The sequence below is a fragment of the Natronoglycomyces albus genome (assembly GCF_016925535.1).
Lineage (GTDB): Bacteria > Actinomycetota > Actinomycetes > Mycobacteriales > Micromonosporaceae > Natronoglycomyces > Natronoglycomyces albus.
Genome location: NZ_CP070496.1, coordinates 2,328,745 through 2,342,072, shown reverse-complemented (window position 1 = coordinate 2,342,072; position 13,328 = coordinate 2,328,745). Strand labels below are relative to the sequence as shown.

13 protein-coding genes are annotated in these 13,328 nt (G+C 61.9%); 9 read left to right on the top strand and 4 right to left on the bottom strand.

From position 1 onward, the window contains the following. Positions 1-294: 294 nt before the first annotated feature. The 3 genes from JQS30_RS09945 to JQS30_RS09935 form a co-directional block, all read right to left on the bottom strand. Positions 295-1,200 carry a hypothetical protein gene (locus JQS30_RS09945; protein ID WP_213170132.1) on the bottom strand — a complete coding sequence of 302 codons (906 nt, stop codon included), beginning with the start codon at positions 1,198-1,200 and terminating at the stop codon, positions 295-297. Then, complete coding sequence (locus JQS30_RS09940; protein ID WP_213170131.1) at positions 1,197-2,336, bottom strand: DMT family transporter; 1,140 nt, start codon at positions 2,334-2,336, stop codon at positions 1,197-1,199. The genes JQS30_RS09945 and JQS30_RS09940 overlap by 4 nt, the downstream gene beginning before the upstream one ends. 683 nt (positions 2,337-3,019) lie before the next feature. Beyond that, positions 3,020-4,495: an aminopeptidase P family protein gene (locus JQS30_RS09935; protein ID WP_213170130.1), complete on the bottom strand. Its 1,476-nt coding sequence runs from the start codon at positions 4,493-4,495 to the stop codon at positions 3,020-3,022. 257 nt (positions 4,496-4,752) lie between these two features. Between JQS30_RS09935 and JQS30_RS09930 the strand changes: the two genes are divergently transcribed. The 9 genes from JQS30_RS09930 to pheT all read left to right on the top strand — a co-directional run bounded on the left by JQS30_RS09930 (position 4,753) and on the right by pheT (position 12,320). Continuing rightward, on the top strand, positions 4,753-5,013 hold the full coding sequence (locus JQS30_RS09930; protein ID WP_213170129.1) for a hypothetical protein: 261 nt from the start codon (positions 4,753-4,755) through the stop codon (positions 5,011-5,013). After that, positions 5,010-5,405 carry a hypothetical protein gene (locus JQS30_RS09925; protein ID WP_213170128.1) on the top strand — a complete coding sequence of 132 codons (396 nt, stop codon included), beginning with the start codon at positions 5,010-5,012 and terminating at the stop codon, positions 5,403-5,405. Before JQS30_RS09930 ends, JQS30_RS09925 begins: the two co-directional genes overlap by 4 nt. Positions 5,406-5,524: 119 nt before the next feature. Next, positions 5,525-6,019 carry a PH domain-containing protein gene (locus JQS30_RS09920; RefSeq protein WP_246497852.1) on the top strand — a complete coding sequence of 165 codons (495 nt, stop codon included), beginning with the start codon at positions 5,525-5,527 and terminating at the stop codon, positions 6,017-6,019. A 195-nt stretch (positions 6,020-6,214) separates the two neighbouring features. Next, the gene (gene infC / locus JQS30_RS09915) at positions 6,215-6,877 is read left to right on the top strand and encodes a translation initiation factor IF-3 (protein WP_213170127.1); all 663 of its coding nucleotides are present in this window, start codon (positions 6,215-6,217) and stop codon (positions 6,875-6,877) included. A gap of 124 nt (positions 6,878-7,001) precedes the next feature. Continuing rightward, on the top strand, positions 7,002-7,196 hold the full coding sequence (gene rpmI, locus JQS30_RS09910) for a 50S ribosomal protein L35 (protein ID WP_213170126.1): 195 nt from the start codon (positions 7,002-7,004) through the stop codon (positions 7,194-7,196). A gap of 62 nt (positions 7,197-7,258) precedes the next feature. Next, positions 7,259-7,624 carry a 50S ribosomal protein L20 gene (gene rplT, locus JQS30_RS09905; protein WP_213170125.1) on the top strand — a complete coding sequence of 122 codons (366 nt, stop codon included), beginning with the start codon at positions 7,259-7,261 and terminating at the stop codon, positions 7,622-7,624. Positions 7,625-7,634: 10 nt separating this feature from the next. Then, complete coding sequence (locus JQS30_RS09900) at positions 7,635-8,453, top strand: TrmH family RNA methyltransferase (RefSeq protein WP_213170124.1); 819 nt, start codon at positions 7,635-7,637, stop codon at positions 8,451-8,453. Between the two features lie 299 nt (positions 8,454-8,752). Beyond that, a complete protein-coding gene (gene pheS / locus JQS30_RS09895; protein WP_213170123.1) occupies positions 8,753-9,835 on the top strand; it encodes a phenylalanine--tRNA ligase subunit alpha in 1,083 nt (360 codons plus the stop codon). A gap of 4 nt (positions 9,836-9,839) precedes the next feature. Then, complete coding sequence (pheT, locus tag JQS30_RS09890) at positions 9,840-12,320, top strand: phenylalanine--tRNA ligase subunit beta (protein ID WP_213170122.1); 2,481 nt, start codon at positions 9,840-9,842, stop codon at positions 12,318-12,320. Positions 12,321-12,476: 156 nt separating this feature from the next. On the opposite strand, the gene JQS30_RS09885 is transcribed toward pheT, so the two are convergent. Next, a complete protein-coding gene (locus tag JQS30_RS09885; protein ID WP_213170121.1) occupies positions 12,477-13,283 on the bottom strand; it encodes a spermidine synthase in 807 nt (268 codons plus the stop codon). Positions 13,284-13,328 lie beyond the last annotated feature (45 nt).

The following is a 13,328-nucleotide window of genomic DNA, read 5'->3' as shown; positions in this document are numbered from 1 at the left end:
GCCGAGTGAGACAGATCCGGCGGGTAGGTACCCGGTGTAGCAGCTGGCCATTGGCTATGTGCACAGTAGGAAGAGATTTTTCCTCAGGTGTTGGCGTGAGGCCGATGAGGCTGGCTCGTCGACAGACGCCGGTGGCGCGCGCTGGCCGGGCGAAGAGGGAGGGCGCCGAGGTCCAAACACGGTGAAGCCCTCCTAAGTCTGGGAGTCTCGGTCAGACTTAGAAGGGCTTCACCTACCCTTTGCGCGTAAAGTTCCCGGAAGAGCCTTTATGCTCTTTTCATGTGGTGAGTGTGGCTACTTAACTGGTCGCAGCCAGCTGTTGAACTCCACAGCTCCTTCTCCGAATCGCTCGTCGATGTCGGCCTGGGCCTGCGTGCTTACGACTGTGACCTCAACCTCAACGTGGTTTTCAACCTCGTTGACCCCGATGTGGATAAAGCTGTCACTTAGCTCTTCCTCCATGGTCGCTTGGATCTCAAGCAGCTCTTGGTGGGTGTATTTAGCCTCCGAAACACATAGGTTTCCGCCCCAGACTCCGCGTAGTTCGCTTTCGATCTCATCGAGGTTTTCCGTCGCGGTCACGTTGTAGATCAGCGATTCGACGTCGTTTTCGCCCTCGAGGGTGCTGTTGTTGTCGATCCATTGCCCGGCGAATTCGTCGCGTTGGGTCGCCAAGCCCATGGCGTCGTGCAACGCTTCGTCTGAGGTCAAGCTGGTGTCTTCGGGCTCCCAGCCGCCGTCAGGTTCGCTACAGGGAGTAGTGAAGGTGACGCCGTCTTCGTCCTCAACCGGTATCCCGACCTCGTTCTCGCGCGGGTCTTCGGTGAGGGTGAAAGTCTGCCCGTCGTAGGTGCCGGTAACGGTGTATTCACCCCACCGGTGATCGGCCTCGGATTCATGGTTGACATCGTCCCAATCCCAGCCTTCGAGGTCGATGCCCGAACATTGGGGAGGAAGACTGTGCTGTACCACCTGGCACAGCTGGGGTGCCTCGTCGTCGGGGCCTTGGAGGACCGTTCCTTGGGCCTCGAAGGTGTCCGATTCTATGGCCACCAAAAATGGATCGATGGAGCCGTTTTCCGCGTTGTCAGTGTTGCCCTCGTCGGCTGTTCCACACGCTGCCAGGAGCAGCGCCGAGGAAAATGCGAGAGCACCGGTGGCAACAACCGGCCGCGTCTTGGTGTCTCGTGAGGTATTCATACGGTTGAGACGATCAATTGCGCAACTGGGTTCCCCAGATCGGGAAAAATTTCGAAACTTGGGGCACCGCTAGCCGCTGGCGCACCCCTGTGGCAGGTGTCTGAAGTGCGATTATGTCCACCGGCTCCGGTCGATAATTTCTTAGCCGCACTGGCGGGTTTCTGTGGTTGCATCATGTCCTCGGCGGTGTTTGTGGTCTGTCGCGGTGCGGGATTGCGCCTTTGATAGCGGGTGATGGCCACGCCTAGCAAACACAGCGCTCCACCGAGGATCGCCATCGCCGGTGGCACCTCGGCCAGCACGACCCAGCCCATGAGGATCACCGTCGGTGGAACGAGGTAGAGGCTGCCCGCCAAACGTCCGGCGCCCATACGGGTAACGGCCCATGCCCAGGTGGTGAAGCCGAGTGCGGTGGGAATGACGCCAAGGTAGACGGTCCACCAAAGAGCCGTCCACCCAGCCGCGGAGACATCAGAGGCCAGATTGACCGCAAAGGGTAGACACATGAGTGCTCCGATGACGCATGACCACCAGGTGACGTTTAGTGCGGAAAGCCCTTCATCGAGCAGGGGTTTTTGCGCGACTACGCCAACTGCCCATGTCACGGCGCATACCAGGCAAAGCGCGATGCCGAGAAGACTGGCGTCGAATCCGCTGCTATTGGCCATGGAAATGACGATGACTCCAATGAGGGCCACACCCATGCCCACCAGCAGTGGGACCGAGAACCCTTCACGGAGAAACAGCCCGGCGAGGACCGCGATGATGATGGGCGCGGTGTTGGTCACCAGGGCCGCAGTCCCAGCGTCAATGTAGTGGACCGACTGATTTAGCGCCAGATGGTAGATACCAAACCACAGTATGGCCGATAGCGTCAGCAAGGGCAGGTGGCGGCGGCGCGGCAACAGTGGTTGAGCCCGTTGGGCCGGGGAGTATCGGCGGTAGATGAAGACGATGACACTCAATGCCAGGGCGGCGCTGCCGATGCGGCCCAATGCGAGTGCTCCGGAGGATACGTCCCCGGCGAGGTGTCGGACCGCGACGAATCCGGATGCCCACGCCATAATCGTGATTCCGGCGGCTAGGAGGGGGAGGAGTGAAGCGCGCGTGGTCGACGTGATAGCTGGGGAGTGCATCTTTGCACTCTACTTTTCATAATTGATGTCGGCGAATACATTTTTCCTCCCAGCCTGTGTTACTGCCACTGTGGTCCGCAGGGATTCGCGTCGGCCTTTTCCATTGGGGCAGAGGCGTTCTGGGCGAAGCTGGAGAAACTCGGGCTGGAATCCAAAAGGACGCTGTGCCCTGTGCTGGCATCGGCGATTAACACCGTCCGCAACCGGCCCTAAGAAGCATAAAAATTGGGCCTCGCGTTAACGCGAGGCCCGCAACGCCCGAAGGCGATACTTATTGAATTAGAGCCCCGGCGGCGACGGGCGGTTGGTGTGCGGTGTATATCGCCGCCGCCGGGGCCGGTGCGGTGATAAAAGCCTTAAAGCGGACTATACGCTCCGTGTTATCGCGGGCTAACCCCACCCCAGTGAACTCACCGGCACTGAACCCAACGACCGCTCCGAGGTGCCTTTCCCACAAGAGTGGGTAGGACTAGTCCTTGTCCTCTAATGAGCGAACGTGCGCGGATGGATTTCGCCAGGGGCCTCCAAGTATGCGAAGGCCTCGCCCCAGCTGCCACTGCGTGTCATCCGCGGGCTGCCAGCTCTGTTCCCTTAACGGATGGCCTCCGACTCAGTACTTGTGGAACCAAGCCCGCAGCCGGATTGACCTATTGTGATGGGGAATTGAGCCATGGCCAATCGCGTTAGTCGCTCAGTCCTGGAAGTCGCATTCCAGCATCGCGCTGATCTGACATCCAGTTCTCGATCTCGTCGACCTCGCGAGGCAACCCGTCCGACAGGTTCTTATGGCCATCGGCCGTGACCTGCACATCATCCTCGATGCGCACGCCGATACCGCGCAGCTCCTCCGGTACGAGCTCGTCATTGGCCTGGAAGTACAGCCCCGGCTCGACGGTGAGCACGTAGTCTTCCTCCAAAGTGCCCTTGTGGTACTTCTCCGGGCTGGAGCTGGCACAGTCGTGCACGTCGAGACCCAGCATGTGGCCGAATCCGTGCAGAGTCCAGCGGCGGTAGAGCATGCTGTCCTTGTCCATGGCCTCGTCGACGCTGACCGGAAGCACACCGAGGTCAGACAGCCCTTCAGCCAGGACTCGCATACAAGTGGTGTGAACTTCCTGGAACTCCACACCCGGCTTGATGATGTCCATTCCAGCTTGTTGACTGGCCAGGACGATCTCGTAGACCTGCCTTTGCAACGGAGTGAACGTGCCGCTCACCGGCACAGTCCGCGTCACATCGGCGGTATAGAGGTGGCGATTCTCCACTCCCATGTCCATCAGGATCAACTCACCGGGCGCGGTGTGCCCCGTGTTGGTGTTCCAGTGCAGCGTGGTCGCGTGCGGGCCGGCCCCCACGATCGAGTCGTAGCCGATCGAGTTGCCCTCCACTCGTGCCCTTTGGTGAAACACACCTTCAAGAAGTCGCTCCGGTACCGAACGATCCGCGGGCAGAATGCGTGCCACGTCCTCGAACCCGCGTACGGTCGCGTCGACGGCGTCTTGCAACTGGGCTAGCTCCCAGGCGTCCTTGCGTAGCCGAAGCTCGCTCATGACGCGGTCGAACTCCTTATCGCGGGTTAGGCCCTCTGCGACAGTCTCCGCGGCGAACCACGAATCCACCGTCGCGTCGAATCCGCGCGATAGGCGCACCTGATCGCGGCGCAGCCCCGAGAGGGCCTTCTGGAGGTCTTCCACGTCCCGGCACTCGAGGCCCAGCAGCGTGGTGGTTTCGCTCAGCGAGTGACGACGGCCAATCCACAGCTCGCCGTACTTCGCCGAACGGAAGAACTCATCGGAATCGGTGCCCTTGCGAGCCCGCCGATACAAAACCGCGTCGTGGCCATCGGCGACAGCGTGCAGCACGAGCACGCCCTCGGGGTCGTAGTCGCCGGTGAAGTAGGCGAAATCGGTACCCGCGCGGAACTTAAAGAAGGTGTCGTTCGCACGCACCTTTTCCCCACCAGTGGGGATAATGAGCGTCTCGCCGGGGAAGGCGTTCGACAGTGCCTGGCGGCGCGCCGCATGGCGTGGAGCCTGCTCAACCGGCTTCAGGTTCGCCAGGGAGGTGTCGCCCCATCCAGTTGACATGAACTGGAGAAATTTCTCGGGAAACCGGGGGTCGTGGCTTCGTTCCCCGCTCACGGGTTTTTTGTTAGACATAGAGTGGGCCTTTCATAGCCAGCCAGGTCACGTGGGTCGCACAAAAGGGCACATTCTGGTCCACATTGGTTCGCTCACTGAGATGAACGATCCAGCTGCGGCCTCGGCGGAGAATCCCCACGCCATTGCTCTTGTGTACAACCCTCATGGCAGGCCGGATGACATCGGTGTCAACTCGACCGTACCTGTATTCGCAGGCCGCTGTCATTGTCGAAGGCCACAATTTGTATCACTGTGAAGCTCGATAACCTAAAGCGGTGAACTCAGAACACGCAGAAGTCGCCCTGCCCCGGGAACAGGTCGACCAGATACGCCGTCTGGTCGCCGCAGGCAGGGCCGATTCCGTAGCGGCGTATGTCGAGCACGCGGTCCAAGCGCGGCTGGACCGAGATCGTTCACTCGAAGAGCTGAAGGATCTCTTCGACCGCAAGGGCCACTCCCCGAGCATGGAACATTTGGCATGGGCCCGCGAGGTCCTCGGAGTCGACGCTAACGGTGAGGGTGAGGCGAAACTGTGATCGGTGGCCGAATTCTGGACGTATCGGCCCTCGTCGGGTTTGCCGCCTCCATGCCCTACCCCCAAGCCGTCGTGTGGACCGCCGTCAAAGAGGGAGTAGTCCTCGCCGTGCCCTCAGGCGCATTGGCTGAGGCTTGGGCGCAAGCCCGCCGCCGCGACCGTGACGCCCTGCAAGTACTGCTGGGACTTCCCGTCACCGTGATCATGGAGCTCGACCGCAAAGCCGCCCGCGACGTGGGGCTCATGATGTCGCGTACCCGCCAGCACGGCAACGTCGCCGCCGGACACGTGGCCTGGTGCGGAGCCCGCCGTCGCGGTTGGCCCATCGTCACCGGAGAGGCCAAAACCCTCTTGGCCTTCGACTCCTCGCTGGAACTCGACCAGCTTCCCTAAGCATCCTGGTCTTGTATCCGCAGGTCCAAGCCGCTGGATGGCTTGCAATGGCTCTCCGTAGACCATTGAACTTCCCACCGGCGTCACTGTGACCTAGACGAAAGTGGCAGACTGAGACCGTGGAAGCAATAAAGGAGCGCGAAGCCATGACCGAATCGCCGTCTGTGGTTGTTCGTCCCCGCAAATCCCGCATCGCCTGCTGGGTGTCCGCCGTTCTTTTTGCCGGGACATTCTTTGTCCTGTCCTTCTTCATGGGCACCACCACTGCTGCCGGAGGAGTGTTCCACCCGGCCGACCAAGTCGCCATGATTCTGCTGGGCCTGTTCGGCGCCGCGCTTTTCCTCCTCTTCACCCGCCCTGTAGTCCGGGCCGACTCCCACGGCATCTGGGTCCGAAACATCGGCTCATTCAAGTACGTGCCCTGGCAAGTCGTCGAGCGCGTCTCCTTCCCACGCGGTATGTCATGGGCCACCCTGGAACTGGCCGACGACGACGAAATGTCGATGATGGCCATTCAAAAGACCGATCGTGAACTCGCCATTCAAGCCGTCCGTGACCTGCGGGCGCTGCTCGAAGGGTTCCGCACCGCTGAGGGCGACGACCAAGACGGTTAACCGCCCCTGCGGAAGGGGTGTGCATCACAGCTCGCACCCGTGCCTTGATGGGTCGGTCATGAACACCTGCTAAAATTCACACTTGACTGCGTCGCTGTCCGATCAGCGACGTCGCAAGCGGAGCCCAGCTCCCACCCGAACCGCCGACAGGCTGGGAACGGGTCTAGTCGCCGCCTCGCGCTGGCGACTTTATGAATGGGCCTCAGCTACGCTGGGGCCATTTCTCATTCTGGGTCTCTGATTGTGTCGGTCACCACCACGCAAAATCTCCTAGGAGGCCTCATTAGCGATTTGCGCGTCAACGAACAGATCCGGTCACGAGAAGTACGACTGGTCGGTCCGCAGGGTGAACAAGTAGGTATTGTCACCATCGAGAAAGCCCTGCAGCTGGCAGCCGACGTGGACATGGACCTGGTAGAGGTTGCGCCGCAGGCTCGCCCCCCGGTGTGCAAGCTCATGGACTACGGAAAGTTCAAGTACGAGAGTGCGCAGAAGGCCAGGGCCGCTCGCCGCAACCAGCAGCAGACTGTCATCAAAGAAATGAAGCTGCGGCCCAAGATCGACACGAACGACTACAACACCAAAAAGGGTCACATCGTTCGGTTCTTGAAGGCGGGCGACAAAGTCAAGATCACCATCATGTTCCGCGGTCGTGAGCAGAGCCGCCCCGAACTGGGGCACCGTTTGCTTAGCAAACTGGCTGAGGAAATCGCCGACCTAGGCGTGGTGGAGTCGGCTCCGAAGCAGGACGGCCGCAACATGATCATGGTTGTAGCCCCTCACCGCCCCAAAGGCGATGTGAAGGGTGGCGGACGCAAGGGCGCTGCACGCAGCGACCAAAAGGAAGCCGTCGAATAGAGCTTCATTAGTCCCCTTGGGGACATCCGACCGGGCTCGACCGGTTATCACCGCCTGGTGCTCGCGGTTTCGCGCGGCGAGAATCAGCCAGGGTACGCCCCTGCTACATACGAGGAGAGGCATTATGCCGAAGCAAAAGAGCCACAGTGGCATGAAGAAGCGGATCAAGGTCACCGGCTCTGGCAAGCTCATGCGCCGCCAGACCAACAAGAACCACTTGCTGGAGCACAAGTCCAGCAAGCGCACCCGCAAGCTTGACGGCCGCGTCAGTGTCTCCAAGGCCGACGCTCCCACCGTGAAGAAGATGCTGGGCCGCTAAGCCCCATAAACAGACAGCCGTGACCGTCCCGACTAGGCGGTCTGAATCAAGGAGAATTATCTGTGGCACGCGTGAAACGGTCCGTCAACGCTCGTAAGAAGCGTCGCGCCGTACTCGAATCCGCCAAGGGCTACCGTGGTCAGCGTTCGCGCCTCTACCGCAAGGCCAAGGAGCAGCTGCTTCACTCGTACGACTACTCCTACCGCGACCGCCGCGCCCGCAAGGCCGAGTTCCGTCGCCTGTGGATCAGCCGTATCAACGCTGGAGCCCGCGCCAACGGCATCACCTACAACCGGTTTATCCAGGGGTTGAAGGCCGCCGAGGTTGAGGTCGACCGCAAGATCCTGGCCGACCTGGCCGTGCGCGACGCCGACGCCTTCTCGCAGCTGGTGGAAGTGGCCCGCAAGGCCCTCCCGGCCGAGAAGTAGGTCGGTCCCTGTGACTGCGACACAACCCGGGCAGAAGCTAACCACGCGCTCTGCCCGGGTTGTTTCTGCGCGGAAGCTCAATCGCCGCCGCAACCGTGACAAGGTGCGCCGTTTCCTAGCCGAGGGCCCCCAATCGGTCGCTGAAGCCGCGATCGCCGGTGCCATCATCGACCTGTACTACACCGAATCCGCCGCCGAACGTTTCACCGACATCATCGCCTCTGCCGAGCGTTCTGGGGCATACACCCATGTGGTGGAGGATGAGGTGTTGGAGGCGTTGGCTGACACTGTGACGCCACAGGGCTTGATTGCCGAGTGTAGGTACCTTGAGGACCATGTCCCCGCCGACGCCCGGCTAGTGGTCGTGTGCGATCGCATTGCGGACCCGGGGAACGCTGGCACGATTCTTCGCGCCGCCGACGCGGCCGGGGCCGACGCGGTGGTGTTCCCCGAGGAATCGGTCGATCCCTACAACGGCAAGTGCGTGCGGGCTTCCGCTGGCAGCCTGTTTCACCTGCCCGTTGTGCGGGGCGGAGTCACCGCCGAACACGTGGCGACGATGAGTGACCTCGGTGCTCAGGTCTTCGCCGCTGATGCTGGTGGCGACGCTGATGTTTTCGAGCTGGCTGCCGCGGGCGACTTGGTGGGTCCGATCGTTTGGCTATTTGGCTCCGAGCCGCATGGCCTCGACAGCGAACTGGCCTCGATTGCGCACCGCAAGGTGAGGGTGCCCATTTGGGGACAGGCTGAGAGCCTGAACTTGGCGGTCGCTGCCGGCGTGTGCCTGTACGTGACCGCGTCTTCGCAGCGCAACGCCGCGCAAGAGTGACGCGGCTTCGCCCATCGGTTACGATAGTTGCATGTGTATCTACGCCAAGGACATGGAGTTTATGTGGCCCGCCGAGCGCGGGCCGCGTCGATGGTCCTTGGCGTAGCTCTTTTCGGTGGGCGGGCGGCACAGCCGCGCAAGATCAGGCCGCATGAAGCACCGCGCTAGCAGCATCGTGCCTACAAGTACAGCCGCGAGTCTGCCATTCGTTAGCGTTCCGAGCCCGCGTTGGGCTCCGCGACGACTGCCACAAGCCTCGCTTCGACCACGCTATTGACGGGTACTGCCGGAAGAGAACCATGAGTGACAATCACGAACAATCTGCGATCCCCGAGGGTTCAGCCCTCCATCCCGACGCGCTAAATCAGGCCACCAAGGCCGCCCAAGAGGCGTTCGCGACTGCGGCGAACCTTGACCAGCTCGCTGAAGCAAAGTCTGCTCACCTAGGTGACAAAGCTCCACTGTCGCTAGCCCGCCGTGAGATTGGCTCGCTGCCGGGCAAAGCCAAGGCCTCCGCAGGTAAGAACGTCAACATCGCCCGCACCGCCGTATCCGAGGCATTCGAGGAGCGCAAGGAAGTCCTGACCGCCCAAGAGGCTGCTCGCATTCTCCGCGAGGAGACTGTCGATGTCACCGCCCGCCTAGGCGGTAAGCGTGCTGGCGCTCGCCACCCGATCAACGCCAAGATCGACGCCATCGCCGACTACTTCCTCTCCCTGGGCTTCGAAGTCGCGGATGGGCCCGAGGTGGACCTCGAATGGTTCGCGTTTGACGCGCTCAACATTCACCCAGACCATCCGGCCCGCACCATGATGGACACATTCCATATCGCCGATTCCAATGGCAACGCCGGGTCGGGCCTCGTCATGCGCCCACATACCTCAACGGTGCAAATCCACACCATGTTGGAACGCAAGAACCCACCGATTTACACGGTCGCCCCGGGCCGTGTCTACCGGACCGACGAAGTCGACTCGACACATTCGCCGGTGTTCCACCAGACCGAGGGGCTCGTGGTTGACGAGGGCATCACCATCGCCAACCTGCGAGGCACGTTGAGCCACTGGGCCCGTGCCATGTTCGGCGAGGACGCCGAAGTACGTTTCCGCCCCTCGTACTTCCCCTTCACCGAGCCATCAATGGAAGTGGACCTGTGGTTCACAGCCCACAAGGACGGGCCACGATGGATTGAATGGGGCGGCTGCGGCATGGTCAACCCGCGTGTTCTCGCTGCCTGTGGCATCGATCCAGAAAAGTACTCTGGGTTCGCCTTTGGCATGGGGGTCGACCGCGCGCTCATGCTCAGCCACGACATCACCGACCTGAGAGACATTATCGACGGGGACATCCGATTCCCGCTAGGCCTGCGGGTGGAGGAGTAACGCAATGCTGGTACCAGTCACATGGCTCGCCGAATATGTCGCCCTGCCCGCTGATCTACCGACCGAGGAGTTGGACCGCGCCTTCATCGCCGCCGGGCTCGAAGTCGAAAACGTCACCGACCTGCGCCAGAACGTGCAAGGCGACCTCGTCGTCGGCCGCGTCTCCTCGATCGAGGAACTCACCGGCTTCAAGAAACCGATCCGCTACTGTCACGTCGACATCGGCAAGGACGAACCACAGAAGGTTATCTGCGGGGCGACGAACTTCTCCGAAGGCGACCTCGTGGTAGTGGTGCTGCCGGGCTCGGTCCTGCCTGGCGGCTTCGCCATCGGCTCACGCAAAACCTACGGCCGTATGAGCGAAGGAATGATCTGCTCCGGCCGTGAACTGGGCATCTCGGAGGATCACGATGGCATTATCGTGCTGCCCGAGAACCTACAGGTGGCTCCCGGCGACGACGCTCGACCCGCTGTCGGCCTTGACGACGTCGTATTCGAACTCGCCGTCACTCCCGACATGGGACACTGCTTCTCGATGCGCGGTATCGCCCGCGAAGTCGCGCATCAACTTGGAGTCACGTTCACCGACCCCGCCAGCCTGGTGGCCGAACCCGAAGGCAACGACTCAGGTTACTCGGTACGAGTCGAAGACCCAGTGGGCTGTCCACGCTTCGGCCTGATCGAAGTCGACGGTGTGGACGCCTACGCGCCCAGTCCCAAATGGCTGGCCGACCGGCTCACCCAAGCCGGAATGCGGCCCATTGGGCTTGCGGTTGACGTCACCAACTACGTCATGTTGGACCTGGGCCACCCACTCCACGCATTCGACGCCGACAAGGTGCAAGGGGAGCTCGTTGTTCGCCGTGCCACCGCAGGTGAAAAACTGACGACCCTCGATGACGTCGAACGCGAACTCGACGCTGAAGACATTGTCATCTGTGACGAGTCGGGGCCGGTCTCCCTGGCCGGGACAATGGGCGGCGATTCCACCGAAGTATCCGCCAACACCACGCGTGTGCTCATGGAAGGCGCGATATGGGACCCTATCGCCATCGCCCGAACCGCGCGACGGCATAAACTCTCTAGCGAAGCATCCAAACGCTACGAGCGTGGCGTCGACCCGGCCCTCAGCGCGGTAGCCATCCGCAGGGCCCTGGACCTGTTGGTCGAGTACGGTGGCGGCCAGGTACGCCACGGCGTCACCGACATCGACAATCGTTCCCGTCGCGAACCCATCCCGTTCGATGTGACGCTACCGAGTCGCGTGGCTGGCATCGAGTACAGCAAGGGCACCGTCATCGGCATGCTGGTTGCCGCTGGCTGCATCGTCGCCGACCTTGGCCAGAAGGTTCAGGTCACCCCCGCCTCCTGGCGGCCCGACCTGACTGACCCAGCTGACCTAGTCGAGGAAGTCGTGCGCCTAGACGGGTACGACAAGATTCCGTCGGTCCTGCCCAAGGCCTATGCCGGACGCGGCCTGACGCCGATTCAGCGTCGCCGTCGCCGCATCGCCAACGCACTGGCCAACAACGGATTCGTGGAGACGTTCTCCTTCCCCTTCGTCTCGCCGCAACGGCATGAGGATTTCAATTTGCCCGCCGACGACGAACGTCGCGAGGCTCTCCGGCTGCTCAACCCGCTAGACGACAGTCGCCCGCAACTGCGTACCTCGGTATTGGCCAGTTTGGTGGGGATCGCGCAGTTGAACTTGTCGCGCGGAGCCAAGGATCTGGCGTTGTTCGAGGAGGGTCTCGTCTTCCTGCCAGTGGCGGGATGGGATAAGGCCGACTATGTGCAGTTGCCGGTGGAACACCGCCCCAGCGACGAACAGTTGGCCGAAGCGGAGGCCCGTCGCCCACAGCAGCCACGGCATGTGGCGGCCCTGTTGTGCGGCAAGGTAGACCCGAGTGCGGCCGGGGCCCATGGCCGCGATTTTGACTGGTCGGACGCCATTGAGGCCGCCGAAGTCATCGTCGACGCCTGTGGCCTCGAACTGAGCGTGCGCCAAGGTGAGCGAGCCCCGTGGCATCCGGGCCGGTGTGCGGAGCTGGCTGTTGGCTCGGTGGTCATTGGCCATGCTGGCGAGCTGCACCCTGAAGTGTGCGAAAAACTTGACCTGCCAAAGCGCACCTGTGCGGTTGAACTTGATGTGACGGCCTTGCCCTTCGCGGGCAACGCCGCCGCACCAGTGATCTCGCACTACCCGGTGGCGCGGATCGACGTGGCCCTAGTCGTATCCGAGGACACCCCGGCAGGCGAGGTCGCAGCGGCGCTGCATTCCGGTGGCGGCCAGCTACTGGAGAATGTCGAGCTGTTCGATGTGTACCGGGGCGAAAAACTTGGAGAGGGGCGTAAGTCGCTGGCGTTCAAGCTGATTTTGCGGGCTTCCGACCGAACCCTCACCAATGAGGAAGCCGTCGAAGTGCGTGATGCCGGTGTTGCCGAGGCAGCGCAACGGCTGGGAGCCACGTTGCGCGACGTGTAGACCATCGGGCAACGTTCAGGGACTTCCACTGTCTTTAGTGGAGGTCCCTGAACGTGCGAACATCGTTGTTGCGGTGGGCCACTATGGTTGGGGAGCTGGTTGTTTCGCGCGGTGGCGAGGTCGATCGCCGTGCCCGAAGAGATGTTCTAACGGTGGTCAATGCTCGCGCCATGTTTTGGGCGGAGGCGGAGATGCCTGCGCGGTAGCGTCAGTGAACGGTTTGGCGTATCCAATGAGCTTGGCAAGTTCCGACCCGCTGACGACTCGGCAGGGAAATGGTGCCCCCGCAGCGCGGCGGCGCATGTCGTCTTCGGGCAATGCCGTCTCTGCGGCACAAACGACCACGTTTCCGTAACGGCGTCCCCGCAACACGGCAGGTTCGGCCATGAGCGTGAGGTGATCGAATTCCTCAGCCATCCCCGCCAGGCAGGACTTCAAGTAGTGGAGTTTGCCGCCATCACAGAGATTGACCGTATAGTGGCCTCCACCGCTGAGCACTCGTTTGACCTGTTGCAGGAATTCGATGGTGGTCAGGTGGGCGGGAACTCTGGCCCCATTAAAGGCATCGGTGATAATCAGTTCGTAGCAGTTCTCCGGTGCTGCCTCCAGCTGGGTGCGCGCGTCACCGGTGCGGATTTTGACTTTCACCCCTCGTGGCAGGGGAGCGTAGCGCCGTAGCTGGTCGATGATCTCCTGGCTGGGTTCAACTGCCTGTTGGTACGAGCGCGGGCGGGTGGCCGCGATGTAGCGGGCCATGGCAAGGGCTCCACCGCCTAGGTGAAAGGTTCGCAGCGGTTGACCAGTCGGCGTTATCGCGTCGATCAGGTAGGTCATGCGCTGCATGTACTCGGCGTCGAGGTAAGTGGGGTCGTCCAGGTCGATGGTGGCCTGGATTACCTGGTCGGCTACTAGGTGCAGCAAATGAGGGCGGTCGCGATCGGCGCGGAACTCTACGGCATTCACGTCGACAAAGATAAGGGGTCTACCCACCGCGTTTGCGGTCGGCAG